Origin of the sequence: Paraburkholderia sp. (genome assembly GCF_049581445.1) — a bacterium.
Classification (GTDB): domain Bacteria; phylum Pseudomonadota; class Gammaproteobacteria; order Burkholderiales; family Burkholderiaceae; genus Paraburkholderia.
This window is the reverse complement of record NZ_JBAURZ010000144.1, coordinates 1-16,985: the sequence shown is the minus strand read 5'-3', so window position 1 is coordinate 16,985 and position 16,985 is coordinate 1. Positions and strand designations below refer to the sequence as shown.

Here is a 16,985-nt window from a genome sequence, read left to right as displayed (position 1 = left end):
AAGCGCTAAGTGCGGTCAACAGGAGACAGGTGGTGTGACCGACGTATCAAACAACGATTTGCGTGGGCTGTTGCGCGTGCCGGCGGCGGTTATAGAGTCGCTTGCCGGATGGGAGAGGCGGGCATGATCGTCGGCACTGCCGGTCATATCGATCATGGCAAGACCACCCTGGTGCGTGCGCTGACTGGCGTCGATACCGACCGGCTCAAGGAAGAGAAGGCACGTGGCATTTCGATCGAACTCGGTTACGCCTATACGCCACTTGCAAACGGCGATGTGCTTGGCCTGATCGATGTCCCTGGGCACGAAAAGCTCGTGCATACGATGGCCGCCGGAGCCTGCGGCATCGACTTCGCGTTGCTGGTGATCGCCGCCGACGACGGCATCATGCCGCAAACGCGCGAACATCTGGCCATTTTGCAACTGCTCGGCGTGACGCATGGCGCGGTGGCGCTCACCAAGGCCGATCGCGTCGATGCGGCGAGGCTCGTTCAGGTGCGCGACGAAATCAGCACATGGCTTGCATCGACGCCGCTGGCAAACGTGCCCCTCTTTGAAACCAACGCAACTCAACCGGGTGATCCCGGTGTCGCGCAACTGAACGCTTATCTGCGCGACGCAGCGATGAACTGGCATACGCGCCGCGACGACGGGCTGTTTCGCCTCGCCATTGATCGCGTGTTTACGCTCGCTGGACAAGGCACGATAGTGACCGGCACCGTATTCGCTGGCCGGGTGACGACCGCCGAGACGCTGATGCTTGCGCCCGCTGCGATGCCGGTGCGCGTGCGCAGCATCCATGCGCAAAACCGCGTCGCCGAAACGGGACACGCGGGGCAGCGCTGCGCGCTGAATCTCGCTGGCATCGACAAGGATGAGATTGCGCGCGGCGACTGGATCGTCGATGCTCGGCTTGCCGAGCCTTCAGAGCGGCTCGATGTCGAACTGACGTTGCTGGCCGATGCCGGTCTGACCTTGCATCATTGGACGCCGCTGCATGTGCATCTCGGCACGATGCATCGCGTGGTCCATGTGGCGTTGCTGGATGGCGATACGCTCACTGCTGGCGAGTCGGCGCGTGTGCAACTGGTGTTCGATGCACCGGTTTGCGCGTTGCCTGGGGATCGCTTCATTGTCCGCAACGCGCAGGCCACTCGCACGGTAGGCGGTGGCCGCGTGCTCGATCCTTTCGGACCGGCCCGCAAGCGCCGTACTCCTGAACGGCGTGCGTGGCTCGACGCGCTGCGCAGGTGGCTCGACGAGCACTCGATTGAGCCGTTGCTCGAACAGGCGCCGCGCGGCATGCCGCGCTCGACACTGATGCATCTAACGGGGCTGCCTGCTGCGCAGCTGAGCTTGCCGGAGTCGGTGCTGACGATCCCGTTGCACGGTAGGACTGCGGACGATGCGTTGATTGTGCTACGGGATCATTGGCAGCACCTGCACGAACAGGTCCTGAATGCCTTGGAGAGTTTTCACGCACGCATGCCAGATGAGCAAGGGCCGGACATCGCACGATTGCGCCGGATGGCGGCGCCGCTCGTCGAAGAGGTGCTTTGGCGTGCGCTAACTGATTCGCTGGTGACCGAAGGCGTGGTGAAGCGCAGTGGTCCGTGGCTGCATCTGCCGGAGCATACGGTATTGCTCAATGCGAGCGAAGAGGCACTCGCCGAGCAGCTGCTGCCGTTGATTGCGCAAGGCCGCTTTGACCCGCCGTGGGTACGCGATCTGGCAAACGCCACGCAAACACCTGAAGACCAGGTGCGGCATCTCTTGCGCAAGCTTGCGCGTCAAGGCGATGTGTATCAGGTTGTGCGGGACCTCTTCTATCATCCCGATGCGGTGCGCGATCTGGCGCGCCTCGTTGCATCATTGACACAGGAGCAGGGCGGTGCGCTAGGGGCATCGGCGTTTCGCGATGCAAGCGGCCTCGGCCGCAAACGCGCCATCCAGATTTTGGAGTTCTTCGATCGCGTTGGCTATACTCGCTTCCAGCGCGAAAGGCGCTTTGTACGTGCCGATAGCCGTTTGCTCGATGTGCTGTGAGGTCGGCTTTGTTGTATTGCTGTGTCCCGCGTAGGAAGGCATTCGCATCCGGTGATGTGGCTGGGCTTCAAACCCAGTAGGGGGTGTCAGACACTCCCTGGTCGGTTCGACTCCGGCTGCCTTCCGCCCTGTGTTCATAGGGGTTTGTGCGAGTCGGATTGTGTAGAGGTAACCATAAATCTTCCGTCTGGAAGTTAATTGGTTTAATAAAACTCCTCGCAATTTACATGTTGTTACACCTCTCCTTTCTGCTGGGGCCACCTTTCTTCCTGAGTCCGAATGCGACTTCCTGCTGAGCCAGCGGCGGAGTCGGCTGGATGGTCGTGGCGCTTGAGCTGGGCGACATCCACTGGCGTTCGGGGGAGCTCGTCGTTCATGGCAAGGGGCAAATGGTGGAGCATGTCCCACTGCCATCCGAGGTTGGAGAGGCGATCGCAATGTACCTGCGTGACGCTCGTGGAGCGAGCGTATCGCGACGGGTCTTCCTTCGCATGTGGGCGCCGCGCGTTGGCCTGGCGGGGCCGGCGGCGATTGGCCACATTGTTCGTCTGGCCTTCGCTCGTGCCGGATATCGCCTACACCGGACCTTTCAAGGTGGACGAAGAGAAGCAGACCTTGACGCACTCGATGTTCATCTCGCTGTTTCCTGACTGGACTGGGCAGACGCAACCACGCGTAGTCCGCATCAACGGCGGCTTGCTCAACCTCAGTACTGCGGGCCCCGTCCAGTCGGGGGAGAAGACAGTGAACTCGTATCTGCAATGGAAACGGGCAAGCAAAGCCTGACTGGAATTGGCTTTGATAGGAAAAGTAATGGGAAGCGTCTGGGCGGACGGCCGGCTGACGCCAGATTCTATGTTTCGCCTGGTCGCATGCGCATCAGGGATACACTGGTTGTTGAATTCCTGGCTGCGCTCCTGGTGCTACGCGGTCAACCGAAGCTTCAGTGATGCCGGGCTTTTGGGGAAGTCACATCAATCACCGCCATGTAATGTCTCAAGGGGATCGATCATGCCGAAATTGATGGAAACGACGACGGATACCATCGAAAGTCTTTTACCCGAACTCGAGGCAATCTATAAGGATCTGCACCAGCATCCCGAACTGTCGATGCAGGAAGTGCGCACCGCAGGCATCGCCGCGGACTATGTGGAAAAGCTCGGGTATGACGTTACTCGCAACGTCGGCGGGACGGGAGTCGTGGCCGTGTTGCGCAACGGCGAGGGTCCAACCGTGATGCTACGCGCCGACATGGATGCGCTGCCAATGATGGAAGCGACCGGACTGCCGTATGCCAGCACGGTGAGATCGAAGGACGAAGAGGGCGTCGACGTGGGCGTCGCGCATTCGTGCGGCCACGACATGCATGTAACCTGGCTCATGGGTGTGACGCACTTGATGGCTGCGCATCGGGACGCATGGCGCGGCACGCTGATGGCGGTTTTTCAACCAGGCGAGGAAGTAGCGCGTGGCGCCCGCAGCATGCTTGACGACGGTATGGCTCAGCGGTTCCCGAAGCCTGATGTGATTTTCGGCCAGCACGTCATGGTTGGTGAGGCTGGCACGATCGGTCATCGAAGCGGCACCATTCTTTCGGCGGGCGACAGTCTGAAGGTGAAGCTATTCGGGCGCGGCTCGCACGGTTCGCAGCCGCAGACCTCGATCGACCCGGTCATCATGGCGGCGTCGACAACGCTTCGTCTACAGACCATCGTATCGCGCGAAATCTCGCCACGCGACAGCGCCGTACTGACGATTGGCGCGCTGCAAGCGGGAACAAAAGAGAACATAATCCCTGACGATGCGACGCTCAAGCTCAATATGCGCACATTTGACGAAGACGTGCGCGAGTACATGCTAGGTGCGGTCCGTCGCATCTGCTGCGCGGAATGTGCGGCCTCCAATGCGCCACGCGAGCCAGAGTTCACGACCCTCTCAAGCTACCCGCTCACGATCAACGACCTGGAGACGAGCGAACGCGTGGGCAAAGCATTCGAATCCCACTTTGGCGAGCGCGCCTACGAAACTGCCCCGGCAGCGGCAAGCGAGGACTTCAGTGTTTTTGGCCGGGAATGGGCCGTGCCCTACACGTTCTGGTTTGTCGGCGGAACCGATCCGGACACGTTCAGCAAGGCGTTGAAGGAGAAAAAGCTCAACGAGATTCCGAGCAACCATTCGCCAAAGTTTGCTCCGGTGCTTGACCCTACGCTGCGCACGGGCCTGGAGGCCATGCTTTGCGCAGCGGGCGAGTGGCTCGAGCCGCGAGACGTATCGGCGTGAATTTGCACGCGATTTATGTCGTTCTCGACCTGATCGGGACGTTCGTATTCGCCATCAGCGGAGCCGTCGCAGCGCGCCAAAGACGGCTCGACTTGTTTGGCATCGTATCCATCGCTTTCATGGTGGCGTGCGGCGGCGGGATCGTGCGCGACGTTTGCATTGGCGTAATTCCGCCGGTGGGTCTCTCGGACTGGCGCTATCTGGCGGCATCGTTGATCGCATCGGCGGTCGCGATTCTCGGGTATGCACCGGTCCGCCGTCTGCGACAGCCTGTCCTTTTCTTTGATGCAATCGGGCTTGGCCTGTTCGCCGTGGCAGGTGCGCAAAAGGCCCTGAGCTTCGGGCACAGCGCGGAAGTCGCTATCGTGTTGGGCATCGTGAGTGCGGTCGGCGGCGGCGTCATGCGCGACGTCCTGCTTTCGCGGGTGCCTGCGATCCTGGATCGCGAGATTTACGCATCAGCCGCGCTCGCCGGCGCAGGCACACAGGTTCTGTTCTCCTACGCGCACTGGACGCAATGGTGGACGCCGTGGTTCGCCACATTCATTTGCGTCGGGATTCGGCTCGCTTCGCTTTATTTCGGCTGGCGCCTGCCGGCGTTTCGGGCACCGCGCGAATGTGATTCGTCAAGATGAGGAGCACACAAGCGTCGCGATCACGACCAATCTCAGCTTCGGCGAGTGGGCGAACGTGTTCGGGGATGCAAAGATGACGACAGCACTGCTGGACCGGGTTACGCATCACTGCCATATCGTCGAGACAGGCAATGAATCGTGGCGCTTCAGGACCAGTTCTGCCAAGGCAAAGGCAACGAGAAAGAGAGCAGCAAAACCGTCTGGTAACGAAGAGTTATCCACACCGGAATAGATGTACTACGCTGTCTCGGGGTGGGTCAGATTTAGATGAAAACGGTGGGTTAAGACTCCGTGGAAATCAACAGGCAAGTGCGCTTCCTCAGACAAAAACTGAAATCGGTGGCGGAGAGATTGGTTCTCGAATATGAATGGGCTCCTTTTTCGCGAACTGTAGGTCCGCTGTTTTCGAAACAAAAAGACCTCCGTCCGAAACGATGGTTCGATGTCAAAGAGGGCCTCTCATTCGAAGAAGAAGCCAAAGAAATCTTTTAGCGAACGAACTTATACGCCATGAGCGGACGAAGGCGGCGTTTTCCATGCCGACGGGTCGCAGTATTGCCGCGGAGGCCGCCAGAAGCTCGCGTATTTGCGAAACGACGCTTCGCTTCAGGCGGCCTGGTCCGGACCGCAACAATACGTTTTCAAGCTGTGTTCAGCTATGCCAGCCACTTTTTGATGTTGCTAGCCATCGCATTTGTAGAGATGCCATAGCGGTCATGCAGCGTGGGCAACGCACCCGCATCGAGGAATGCGTCGGGCAGCGCAATCTGCTTGTAGGTGCATGACACACCCGCGCACAGCAGCGTTGTCGCGACTGCCTCGCCCAGTCCACCGATAACAGTGTGGTTTTCTGCAACCACGACCATACGCCCCGTACGCTTCGCCTCACGGATGATTGTCTCGGTATCTAGCGGCTTGATGGTCGGGACATGAAGCACGGCCACGTCGACTTTATCGGCCTCGAGGGCCTTCGCTGTTTCAAGCGCACGCATTGTCATGATGCCAGACGAGATAATCAGCACATCTGCGCCGTCGCGGAGAACTTTTGCCTTGCCTAGTTCGAACTTGTAGTCATACTCATCGAGTACTGCCGGTACATTCCCGCGCAGCAGGCGCGCGTAGACCGGACCCTTATGTGCAGCAATGGCGGGCACCATCTGTTCGATGTCAAGCGCATCGCATGGGTCGATGACGGTCATGTTCGGCATTGCGCGCATCAGCGCAAGGTCTTCTGCGGCCTGGTGACTCGGACCATAGCCGGTCGTCAAGCCAGGCAGGGCACAAACGATTTTGACATCAAGGTCGTCTTCAGCGATGGTCTGGTGAATGAAGTCGTATGCCCGGCGCGTTGCAAACACTGCATATGTCGTCACGAAGGGCTGCGCACCTTCGTGGGCGAAGCCTGCAGCCGCGCCCATCAAAAGTTGCTCCGCCATGCCCATCTGGTAGAAGCGCTCCGGGTACTGCTTTGCGAAGATGTGAAGGTCGGTGTACTTGCCGAGGTCCGCGGTCATGCCGATGACGTCAGTTTTTGTACGAGCCAGTTCAGCGAGCGCGTGGCCAAACGGCGCGGACCGGGTAAGCTGTCCTTCGCTCGCGATGGACGCAATCATTGCTGAGGTTTTGAGGCGGGGCTTCTTGTCGACGACCGAGTTCATGCTTTTCTCCCTGCGAAAGTCTCATCAAGTGCTTCGAGTGCGAGTTGCCACTCATGCGCGTCAACGCGAATGAAGTGATTCTTCTCACGTTCTTCCAGGAACGGAACACCGCATCCCATCTTCGTGTCGCAGACGATGATTCGCGGCTTTGCTTCCTTCAGATTTCGGGCGTTATCGAATGCCTGCTTTACCGCGTCGATGTCGTTGCCTTGCACGCGCTGCACATACCATCCAAACGCTTCGAGTTTAGGGACGAGCGGCTCGAAGGCCATGATTTGCGTGGACGGGCCATCGGCCTGCTGGTTGTTCACGTCAATCATTGCAATCATGTTGTCGAGCTTCCAGTGAGCGGCCGACATGAGCCCCTCCCAGACCGAGCCTTCGTCGAGTTCGCCATCAGAAAAAAGCGTGTAGACGAACGACTTCGACCCCTTGCGCTTTAAGCCGAGGCACCGACCCACAGCGATAGCGAGACCTTGGCCGAGGGAGCCGCCTGACATCTCCATCCCGGGCGTGTAGCTTGCCATGCCAGACATCGGCAGGCGGCTATCATCGCTTCCGTACGTCTCGAGTTCTTCCTGCGGCAGAATGCCCGCTTCGAAGAGCGCGGCATACAGCGCAATGGCATAGTGACCATTCGAAAGCAGAAAGCGGTCACGGTCTTCCCAATCAGGGTCGGCGGGTTGGTAATTCATCGCGCCGAAGTAGGAAACGGCCAATACATCCGCGATGTCGAGGGCTTGCCCAATGTAGCCCTGGCCTTGCACTTCGCCCATGAGCAGGGCGTTGCGCCGGATGCGATAGGCACGCTCGGCGAGCGTCACATCCTCGGTGATGGGAGTACTCATTTGGATATCTCCATGAAAGAGTTAGATTCAACGATTGACGGTTTTGGCCGGAACAAAGAAAACCAGCACCGCTCCAACCACGACGGCGGTCGAGATAAAGATGAGGCCCGCAGTCGACTTGCCGGTGAGGTCATTCAGCCAGCCCACGATGGCAGGCGAGAAAAAGCCGGCGAGATTTGCAACACAGTTGACCGCAGCGATTCCTGCCGCTGCTGACATTCCGCCCAGAACTGCCGTCGGCAGTGCCCAGAAGAGCGACGAGGAGGCGAGGATGCCCGCGGCGGCGACGCTTACGCAGACAATCGACGCACCGACGCTCCCCAGCATTGGCAAGGTGGCAAAGCCAGCAGCTGACACGAGCATGGGTATTGCGAGATGCAGGCGGCGCTCGCGGTGTTTGTCGGCGCTAGCGCCGAGCAATGGCAGGGCGATGATTGCGCAGGTGTAGGGAATTGCGGTAAAGACGCCAATCCAGAGCGGGTCTGCTACCCCAGCGCGACGGATGATAGTAGGCAGCCAGAACGTAAGCCCGTATTGTCCAAGTACCACACAAAAGTAAATCCCAGCCATCAACCACAGGCGGCGGTCGCCGATGAACGCGCGAATTGAGATGTGCTCAGTGGTTTGTGTGCGGTCCTTCTCAACATTACGCTTAAGCAGCGTTTTCTCGTCATCGTTAAGCCACTTTGCGCTCGCGATTCCGTTATCGAGATAGAGGATGATTGCGAAGCCAAGGACCAGCGAGGGAAGTGCTTCGAGCATGAAAAGCCACTTCCACCCCTCGAGGCCATGCAGGCCCTGGAACGTATGCATAATGCCACCCGATAGCGGACCGCCGAGAATCCCCGCTAGCGGAATCGCCATGAAGAACATCGACAGTGCTTTCGCCCGCCGGGCGGCAGGAAACCAGTATGTCAAATAGAGAATCACGCCCGGCGCAAAGCCGGCTTCTGCAACACCAAGCAGGAAGCGTAGGACGTAGAACGTCGTCGGTGACTTGACGAAAACAAAGCAGGCCGAGATGACTGCCCATGTGAGCATGATTCGTGCGAGCCAACTGCGTGCTCCGACTTTATGCAGCAGGAGGTTACTCGGCACTTCAAAAAGGAAATATCCCAGGAAGAAGATTCCTGCGCCGATTCCGTATACCGTTTCGGAAAAACGCAGGTCGCTAAGCATTTGCAGCTTGGCAAATCCTACGTTGACGCGGTCAAGGTATGCGCCGAGATAGCACAACATCAGGAACGGAATAATGCGACGAGCGACTTTAGCGTAGGTCCTCGCTTCGAAGGTCTCGATGCTAGATGCAGATAACTCGGCGCCGAATGCCGGCGCGGCAAGTTTGGATTTCATGTGTTGTCTCCTGTCAGCTGGACTCAGCACGGAGTGGTGAGTCCAGCGTCAACCTCGGGTGCCTTTTGAGTGGCGCGGCGCCTCGGCTACTCCGAGTGTGCCGTTTGCGTTGGCGTTGTGTTGAGGCACACGCAAACGCGGGAGCGCAAGGTCAATGAATCAGCATCCCACCGTTGACATCAAGCGTTATGCCCGTCAGATAGGTCGAGAGGCCGCTGGCGAGGAACAGGCAAGCGTTGGCAATATCGTTAGCTTCGCCAAGACGGCCGAGCGGAATGCCCTTGATGATGTCGGCGCGCATCTCAGGGGTGAGCTTGCCGCCGGTGATGTCAGTCTGAATTAGACCCGGTGTGATTGAATTGACGCGAATATGGTCAGGTCCGAGCTCGCGCGCCATCGCTTTGGCAAGCCCCAGTACGCCTGCTTTTGCTGCGCTGTAGTGAGGTCCACCGAAGATTCCGCCACCACGCTGTGCCGAAACTGAAGACATGCAAACGATGCTACCGGCTTGCTGCTTCTTCATTTGCGGGATAACCGCTTGTGACATGTAGAGCGTGCCGAGCAAACTGACCCCGATGACAGCGTCGAAGTTTTCTCGAGCAATTTCCAGGGTCTTGATGGGCTGGGTAATACCGGCGTTGTTCACCAGCGTGTCGATGCGACCGTATTTCTCAACAACCGCGTTGGCTGCGGCAACGCAGGCGTCCTTATTGGTGACGTCACAAGCCAGGCCGAGATGGCCTTCGCCCAAGTCGCTTGCCGCGCTCTCAGCGTCCTCCTGTTTGAGGTCCAGAATAACGATGCGCGCGCCTTGGGCGGCCATGGACTTCGCGGTCGCTTTTCCGATACCGCGTGCGGACGCAGCGCCTGTGATGATGACGACTTGATTCTCGAGCAGCATGTCAGTGTCTCCGTTGATGAACTAGGTGTAGGCGAAGTTTCTCTGCCTACGACCTGGCCATCAACGCAGTTTGCTTCAACTGATGCTGAGAAATTTTCAGGTGCCTGGGGGTTTCCCTGATGAATCAGGTCTGCCCCGCTCAATTTCCTGCTCAATCCACGCAAGGAACCTGGAAACCCGCGGCAATTCGATGTTCTGGCTCGGGTAAACCAGATGATGAGCGCCAACTTCTACAGCCTGACTACTGCCGAAAACGGGCACTAGCAAGCCTTCACTTATCTTTGTGGACGCGACCGTGAGGCTTTCCAGAGCAATGCCAAGACCCATGGCGGCCGTTTCGATTGACATGTATGAGCGGTCGAACGAAAAGTCGAAGGTCTTCTGGGCTCCTGCAACTCCGAATCGCCCAAACCATTGTCGCCACTGAACTAGCGGCGTCTCAGAATAGATGAGGCGATGGGCGAGGAGGTCTTCCGGGGTTTTGACGGGATGGCTTTCGAGATACTTTGGAGACGCAAGCGGGGCAATGTACTCGCCTCGCACGGTCTTGACCTCCAGATTGGTCCATTCGCCGTATCCGTGCCGGATATCAACGTCGTAGTAACCGTTGGAGAAGGAGACGTTCTCATAGGAGCATGCGAGATTGAGCTGTATGTCTCCGTTCGCCTCCTGAAAAGCTGGAAGCCTTGGTAGCAACCACATCAGGCCGAAGCTTGGACTCGAATGCACGCGCAGGATGTCAACTTCCTTGCGGCTCGACGCACGCTCAGTCGCCCGGCTGAGGTCGGCCAATGAGCCGGTTACGTCAGTCAAATAGCGCTCGCCAGTTGGCGTCAAGACCAGCCCACGCCCCGTTCGTTGAAACAGGGGCTGTCCTATCATCGATTCAAGATTGCTCAACTGATGGCTGACGGCGGAGGCGGTCAGGTCGAGTTCGTCGGCCGCGCGGTTCACGCTCTTTGTTCGGGCAATGCATTCGAAGGCGATGATGGCCTTCAGCGGTGGAATACGCATAGTGAATTTTTTTCAGTCGCAGTTGAGCAAAACTGCATTGCCGCTATGAGCGCATCGCTGCCATTCTGACAACAAGCGGCGCAGATTCGAATCCCAATACCAAAACTTCGCGCCCGCCAGGTTGAACAGCGCCAAGCTGTCGCCCCATTCAAACATTGCGCGGTGCAGCAACCGCGCAGGAGACGACAAATGCATTATCCGTTTTTCCATCCTGGTTTGCGACCTTCCCTCGATAGCAACGTTGCCTGTCGGTAGCCCGACAACGAGGCGCCCGCACGTGTTCGACATTGTCCTGACTGTCCACGCGCAGGAACGCACAACCTAGAAGTCTATCCGGGCCCAGGCCGACACGTAGTCGGCAGCTCCAACCAACTGTCCGCAGATATTCCTGCGCATGGCGGGGGGATGTTCGCCCACAATTCTGTTGCGATGGAGATGGCGATGGCACAACAGCAAGCTTTGCTGCACGCACGCTCAATTGTTAAAAGCTTCGGACCGACGAGCGTTTTGAAGGGATTCGATTTATCCATTAGAGCCGGCGAGGTGCATGCTTTCCTTGGTGGTAATGGCGCAGGGAAATCCACGTTTATCAAGATAATTTCTGGCCAGCACGAACGCGATGGCGGCACACTGGAATTCAATGGCCAGGAACTTGGTGGTTCATCAGTGTCGCCTGTTGACTCTGGTGCGATTGCGGTCGTCAATCAGGAGTTGGCACTGCTGCCGCACCTTTCGGTCGCCGAAAACATCGCGATGCCTCGCCTGCATCGCGCAATGCGCACCTACAGTGAGCGAACTTCAAAAGCAATCGCGGTCGAGGCGCTTTCGCTGATTGACCCACACTTCGCGAAGACGTCGGTCGGACGCCTGGTAGGTGACTTGACGCTGCACGAACGACAGCTCGTCGAAATTGCCCGCTCACTTGGCTCAGGCGCAAGGTTGCTTTTGCTCGACGAACCTACGGCAAACCTTACCGCATCGGAAACGGCCCGACTCTTTGCCGTCTTGCGTCGGTTGAAAACTGAGTCCAATCTCGCTGTCCTCTTCGTGTCACACCGGATGCGCGAAATCCGGCAGATTGCGGATGTGTGCACCATCATCCGCGATGGCAAAACAGCTGTAGACCGTGTTGCGCTTGACGATATAACAGACCGTGAAATTGTCGACTTCATGGGTCAAAGCGCTGAGCCCGACCAGCGGACAGACAGTCAGGCTGAAGAGATTATTCAGGTACAGACAGATAGCCTGCAAGAAGCACATGACGGTTCGTTTACTAGCGAGCCCATCCTTGTTCGCTTCGAAGACATTGAATTACCCATCGGGCCCGGTGCCATCATCGGTCTTGCTGGAGCGCCGACCGGCCCCTCCGCTCTCATCGAGGCACTGACGGGGATTGCAAAGAAAACACCTTGGAATATCGTCCGTAAAGGTGCACCCGTTAAATATCGCAGTCCGTCTGCTGCGGCACGCGCTGGCGTCGGATACATATCCGGCGACCGTGCGAACAGGGGAATCCTCGCAACGTTGCCCATCGTCGACAACCTCATGGCGTCACGCCGCATCGTTGAACGCAGAGCCGTTGCACGCAGCGAAGAAATCGAACGAAGCGCGAGCCTGCTCCGCGCGTTAAAGATTCGCGCTGGGTCTCTCTGGGACTTGCCCTCAACGTTGAGTGGCGGCACGCAGCAGAAGCTTCTGGTGGCTCGCTGGCTGACACTCAAGCCAAAACTACTCGTGCTTGAGGAACCCACACGTGGTGTCGACATCCGGACGAAACGCGAGATTTACGCGCTCATCAGAAAGCTCGCGGCTCAGGGCACAGCTGTAGTTTGGTGGTCAACTGAATATGTCGAGTTAGTGGAATTGTGCGACACCGTGCTTGCTTTCGACCTCTCCGGTCGTCCCACCGGTGTGCTTCAACGAGCCGACCTGAACGAAACAAACCTTGCCAATGCGACAGGCATGGCCGCATGAGCCAATGCGTGCAGGCGAGAAAACGAATCTGAACCAGGAGACGATTATGAAAACCGTTACTCACTCAATCGAAAGCGAATCCAGGAAGCACACCGGCGAAGGACTTCGGAGGGTGCTGTCGACTTACCGTACCGAAATTGCGATTGCTATCGCAATTATTGTCATTGAACTTGCTGTGGGAATGGTGGTGCCGGCTGCGCTCTCTGCGGGAAATATCGCGAACGTATCTCAAGCAGCTGCGCCACTCGTCATTATGGCCTTTGGTGTTCTTCTCGTCATTATCACTGGTGGCATCGACCTGTCGGTCGGGTCGGTATTTTCATTGACGGGCATGGTCACTGGCCTCGCGATGTCACATGGTTTTGGAGCAATTGGCAGCAGCGTTGCCGGACTTGCTGTCGGCGTTCTCATCGGGTCTATCAATGGGGCTTTGGTGACGTTCGTAGGCCTGGCACCTTTTGTAGTGACGCTGAGTACCTACGCTATTGCGGGGAGCCTCTCGTTCATCGTTACAGACGGTCACTCACTTCCAATCTCCGACCCGAGCTACTGGCTACTTAACTCAGGAACGCTCATTCCAGGCGTCGTTAATTACGTGCTGTGGTGTGGGCTCTTGCTCATCGCGATTGAATTTGGTCTGCGGAAGATGGTTGCGGGACGCTGGCTCTACGCGGTTGGGAGCAGTAGCTCGTCAGCGCGCGTTATCGGCATTCCGGTGAATCGTGTCCGACTTGCTGCCTACGTCCTCTCTGGATTGCTTGCCTCGTTCGCCGGCATCTTGAGCATTTCTTATATCAGTAACGCCGAAGCGACTGCAGGTTCGAGTCTCATGCTCCAGGCAATCGCAGCGGTCGTCATTGGTGGAGCTAGCCTCTTTGGCGGCACAGGCTCTGCAATCGGCGCGCTTCTGGGGGCGCTGATGATAACGATAATCCAGAACGGCGCGAATCTCATTGGCGTGAACAGCTTCTGGCAGGGCACCGTGACGGGTGTCGTCATTCTCATCGCGGTACTTGTCGACCGCATAACCAAAGCACGGCGATAAGCCGGCCTTACAGTACTTATCAAGGAGACAGTGATGATTAAGTTCGTGTCAAACAATTTCCGTAACGTCAAAAAGCCGTTGGCGACGGTGATAGCATCCACTGCGCTGGTGCTCGTGGCAGTTACATCGCAGTCAGCATTCGCACAGGCGAAGCAGACGGTCGCGTACATTGCACCGTCGCTCGATATTTCGTACTGGCAGTGGGTGGCCTACGGGGTTAAGCAGCGGGCAAAGGAACTGGGGATGGACTACGTCGAATATACCTCCGAGAATTCCCCCGCGAAACAGATGGACAATGTGCGCACAGCGCTAACCAAAGGCGTTTCAGCAATTGTCATGGGACCAGTTAGCTCGACGAGCACGCCTCCCGTTCTGCGATTACTGAAGGAAAAGTCGGTGCCCATCGCATTTGCCGGAATCGGACCAGGGGCCGGGCAGACAGACTACACGTCGGCGGTCACCGCGAACAACTACGAGACGGGTAAGGCGGAAGGCTCATATGTGTGCAAGCTTGCCAAGGAGCGGGGTGGCAACAAAATCGCCATGCTGTCATTGCCGCAGGACCGCGAAAACGCCCAGAAGTACATGAAGGGCGCGAAGGAGTCGTTCGCGGCGGATGGATGCGAACTCGTGCAGGTACTTGAAACGCACGGCCTGACGGTGAATGAGGCGGTATCGCAGGCCAATGACATCCTGACTGCTCACCCAGATGTAAAGGCAATTTACGGCATGTATGACGAGGCAGCCACAGGGGCCGCAAAAGCGCTGCAAACACGCGGACTGACCGGCAAGATTGCAGTCGTGACAGCCGACGGAAGCCCGACGACAATCAAGCTGCTTCGCGACGGTTCTATCCAGGGTATCTTCCTCCAGGAGGCCGTTGGGCAGGGGATTGACGCCACGACGCAAGTGAGCAACGCGCTGAACAAGAAGCCGACTACGCAGGAACTTGCGCTCAAGGAGCCACTTGTCACCAAAGAGAGCATCGACGAGCCAGGCGCGCAAGCGACAGTGAAGCGTGTGTATCCGCCCTCAGCCGGTAGCTTCTAGACGAGAAAATAACGGGGGGGCGTGCGACAACGCACGCCATCTCATCAGCGAACTCAAGGCCCTCAGGAGACATCGTGGAAAATTTTCCAATCATCGACCCTCACCATCACCTGTACGACCTGAAAACGGGCGACTATCCGTGGCTGCAAGGGCCAATGCTTGAGCGAGTATTCGGTGACTATTCAGCTATTCGCACGGACTATCTGATTGACAACTTTCTCGCCGATATCAAGAACCAGAATGTGGTCAAGACGGTGCATCTCCAGGTCGAGTATGACCACAATAATCCCGTCGCAGAGACACGCTGGTTGCAAAGCGTCGCGGATAAGCACGGTTACCCACATGGCATTGTGGCGTTTGCAGACCTTTCATCTCCGAATCTGCAATCGATTCTTGAAGCACATCTCGAGTTTCCGAACGTGCGCGGAATTCGTCAGTGCCTGAATTTTCACCGCGACCCGGTGAAGACTTTCATTGATAGCCCGAACCTCATGAGCGACAGACAATGGCGCAGCGGATACGCTTTGCTGAAGCGGTACGACTTGTCATTCGACCTGCAGTTGTATTACACGCAGATGGAGGAGGCGACTGCGCTCGCTCGTGCATTTCCCGATACGGCTATCGTTCTGAATCACACGGGCATGCCGGTGGACCGACTCCCGGATGAAATTGAAGCGTGGAAGAAGAGCATGAAGCTTCTGGCTTCGGCGCCCAACATTTCGTGCAAGATATCCGGGCTTGGGATGGGTGACTGGAAGTGGACCGTCGACAGCATTCGTCCGTTCGTCTTACACGCGATTGAGGCGTTTGGGGCAGAGCGGTGCATGTTCGCGAGCAATTTTCCCGTGGACAAACTCTTCAGCAGCTATGACGATGTCTTCAACGCTTTCAAGCTCATCACGAAGGACTTTTCCGAGAATGAACGGCGCGCATTGTTTCATGACAACGCCGAACGCGTCTATCGTCTGTGAATGCGAATCGGGCTTGAAATGGCTCAGGGGGCCAGGCAGCTTGACGCTTGGCTGAGGCGCAGAATCGGCGTTCCACACTCAGGGTCTGCCGAAACGAATCATGATAGCGATTATCGTAAGCCACGCAATCATGAAACAGAACGGGAGGTTATAGGGGTTCAAAAATCGAGCTTCTATAAGCCTCTTGGCCTGTCCCCATAGCGGCGGGTGTTCCGAAAGGCGCCTGTGCGCAACTTCTTTACGGCTTGCGCCATCAGGGAATTTATCGTAGTCCAGCATATCCATTGTGAGGCGATTTCTGTCCTTCGAAGCGAAAGATGGTGCTTGTCAATTTCGATTCGATACGACTTGAAGATTACTTCACGGGCGGCAATGTCTTCAGGACCCGGCTCGCCCGCTACCTTTTTCACGGCACCCTCGTTGGTCCGGATTAAACGGCCAGGAAAACGGCGTTGGGGTCGGCCGGCAAATCTCCTGTCAAAAGTAAAGCCCGGATTCGGGGAGTTCCCAAGGATGGTTGTCTCGTATTTTTCTTGTACAGTACTGCACGACGGTCTATCTTTTAATCGCTCACTGGATGGAGACTGCCATGGCTTGCGCTGTGATTGACGTGCACTTTGACAGCAGGAGTTTGTTTCTCGACCTCTCAGATGGACGTGCGGTTCGGTTCCCGTTGGGCCGATTCCCAGCTTTGCAGTCAGCGACGGCGGCAGAGCGTGAACATTTTGCGATTTCGATGGACCGTAGGCATTTGCTGTGGCCAGAGATAGAGGAGGAAATCCCGGTTTCTGCGCTGTTCTCACGTGGGTTCGATGCTACGCGTCACTAACACGTCTCGCCCGATTTGCAGTCCCTCAGGTCGCACCTTCGCCGTTACATCTTCTCCATACGGCAGCTACGACCGGCGAGGCAAAGTTGACAGCTAGGTCCGCTGTGAATAACCGGTCTGCGAGGGGCTCTTCACTGTTGGTTAGCTCGAGCGCAACAACTGCCCATGCAATATCGCGCGCCTCCGCGACAATCTTGACGCGTTCCAGCCATGTCGCCGCACACGCGTTTCGAACTAGCCATATGCGAGCAGACTCCACTAGGTGTTCGGTACTCAACCAGTCCTGATGCAATGCATAGGCCGCGAGGTCACTGACAGCTAGATAGCAGCGCAGCACGGCCGCATGCGATTCCGTTAGCAGAGGCAGGCCGATAGTGTCTT

At 57.4% G+C, this 16,985-nt stretch carries 16 protein-coding genes, 1 tRNA gene and 1 pseudogene; 11 read left to right on the top strand and 7 right to left on the bottom strand.

All coding sequences use genetic code 11. The features are described 5' to 3' along the window. Positions 1 to 123 precede the first annotated feature (123 nt). The 6 genes and pseudogenes from selB to WCA85_RS13620 form a co-directional block, all read left to right on the top strand. A complete protein-coding gene (selB, locus tag WCA85_RS13645) occupies positions 124 to 2,046 on the top strand; it encodes a selenocysteine-specific translation elongation factor (protein WP_424064649.1) in 1,923 nt (640 codons plus the stop codon). Between the two features lie 33 nt (positions 2,047 to 2,079). Continuing rightward, positions 2,080 to 2,172: transfer RNA gene (locus WCA85_RS13640), tRNA-Sec, on the top strand. Between the two features lie 405 nt (positions 2,173 to 2,577). Further along, positions 2,578 to 2,832, top strand: coding sequence for a lipocalin-like domain-containing protein (locus WCA85_RS13635; protein WP_424064647.1), 255 nt, complete (start codon positions 2,578 to 2,580; stop codon positions 2,830 to 2,832). Between the two features lie 225 nt (positions 2,833 to 3,057). After that, positions 3,058 to 4,326: a M20 family metallopeptidase gene (locus tag WCA85_RS13630; protein WP_424064645.1), complete on the top strand. Its 1,269-nt coding sequence runs from the start codon at positions 3,058 to 3,060 to the stop codon at positions 4,324 to 4,326. Beyond that, the gene (locus WCA85_RS13625; protein ID WP_424064643.1) at positions 4,323 to 4,961 is read left to right on the top strand and encodes a trimeric intracellular cation channel family protein; all 639 of its coding nucleotides are present in this window, start codon (positions 4,323 to 4,325) and stop codon (positions 4,959 to 4,961) included. Before WCA85_RS13630 ends, WCA85_RS13625 begins: the two co-directional genes overlap by 4 nt. Before the next feature lies 1 nt (position 4,962). Next, positions 4,963 to 5,193, top strand: a pseudogene (locus tag WCA85_RS13620) (ATP-binding protein); the annotation flags it as partial. 424 nt (positions 5,194 to 5,617) lie between these two features. On the opposite strand, the gene WCA85_RS13615 reads toward WCA85_RS13620, so the two are convergent. The 6 genes from WCA85_RS13615 to WCA85_RS13590 all read right to left on the bottom strand — a co-directional run bounded on the left by WCA85_RS13615 (position 5,618) and on the right by WCA85_RS13590 (position 10,945). Further along, positions 5,618 to 6,619, bottom strand: a complete 1,002-nt coding sequence (locus WCA85_RS13615) for a transketolase family protein (protein WP_424064641.1) — start codon at positions 6,617 to 6,619, stop codon at positions 5,618 to 5,620. Further along, positions 6,616 to 7,467: a transketolase gene (locus tag WCA85_RS13610; protein ID WP_424064640.1), complete on the bottom strand. Its 852-nt coding sequence runs from the start codon at positions 7,465 to 7,467 to the stop codon at positions 6,616 to 6,618. The genes WCA85_RS13615 and WCA85_RS13610 overlap by 4 nt, the downstream gene beginning before the upstream one ends. A 27-nt stretch (positions 7,468 to 7,494) precedes the next feature. After that, entirely contained in the window at positions 7,495 to 8,820 is a 1,326-nt protein-coding gene (locus tag WCA85_RS13605) for an MFS transporter (RefSeq protein WP_424064703.1), read from the bottom strand. Between the two features lie 151 nt (positions 8,821 to 8,971). Continuing rightward, the gene (locus tag WCA85_RS13600; RefSeq protein ID WP_424064638.1) at positions 8,972 to 9,721 is read right to left on the bottom strand and encodes an SDR family NAD(P)-dependent oxidoreductase; all 750 of its coding nucleotides are present in this window, start codon (positions 9,719 to 9,721) and stop codon (positions 8,972 to 8,974) included. A 96-nt stretch (positions 9,722 to 9,817) separates the two neighbouring features. Beyond that, positions 9,818 to 10,735, bottom strand: coding sequence for a LysR substrate-binding domain-containing protein (locus WCA85_RS13595; protein WP_424064636.1), 918 nt, complete (start codon positions 10,733 to 10,735; stop codon positions 9,818 to 9,820). 12 nt (positions 10,736 to 10,747) lie between these two features. After that, positions 10,748 to 10,945 carry a hypothetical protein gene (locus WCA85_RS13590; RefSeq protein ID WP_424064634.1) on the bottom strand — a complete coding sequence of 66 codons (198 nt, stop codon included), beginning with the start codon at positions 10,943 to 10,945 and terminating at the stop codon, positions 10,748 to 10,750. Positions 10,946 to 11,176: 231 nt separating this feature from the next. Here WCA85_RS13590 and WCA85_RS13585 point away from each other — a divergent pair, with 231 nt between their 5' ends. From WCA85_RS13585 to WCA85_RS13565, 5 genes are all read left to right on the top strand, one after another. Beyond that, positions 11,177 to 12,709, top strand: a complete 1,533-nt coding sequence (locus tag WCA85_RS13585; RefSeq protein WP_424064632.1) for a sugar ABC transporter ATP-binding protein — start codon at positions 11,177 to 11,179, stop codon at positions 12,707 to 12,709. 46 nt (positions 12,710 to 12,755) lie between these two features. Further along, positions 12,756 to 13,754 carry an ABC transporter permease gene (locus WCA85_RS13580; protein WP_424064631.1) on the top strand — a complete coding sequence of 333 codons (999 nt, stop codon included), beginning with the start codon at positions 12,756 to 12,758 and terminating at the stop codon, positions 13,752 to 13,754. Positions 13,755 to 13,787: 33 nt separating this feature from the next. Further along, positions 13,788 to 14,804, top strand: a complete 1,017-nt coding sequence (locus WCA85_RS13575) for a substrate-binding domain-containing protein (protein ID WP_424064629.1) — start codon at positions 13,788 to 13,790, stop codon at positions 14,802 to 14,804. A gap of 74 nt (positions 14,805 to 14,878) precedes the next feature. Then, complete coding sequence (locus tag WCA85_RS13570; RefSeq protein WP_424064628.1) at positions 14,879 to 15,775, top strand: amidohydrolase family protein; 897 nt, start codon at positions 14,879 to 14,881, stop codon at positions 15,773 to 15,775. A 577-nt stretch (positions 15,776 to 16,352) separates the two neighbouring features. Beyond that, positions 16,353 to 16,604, top strand: a complete 252-nt coding sequence (locus tag WCA85_RS13565) for a DUF2442 domain-containing protein (protein WP_424064701.1) — start codon at positions 16,353 to 16,355, stop codon at positions 16,602 to 16,604. 25 nt (positions 16,605 to 16,629) lie between these two features. On the opposite strand, the gene WCA85_RS13560 is transcribed toward WCA85_RS13565, so the two are convergent. Further along, positions 16,630 to 16,985 (bottom strand): hypothetical protein (locus tag WCA85_RS13560; protein WP_424064626.1); only part of this gene is annotated, 356 nt, incomplete at its 5' end.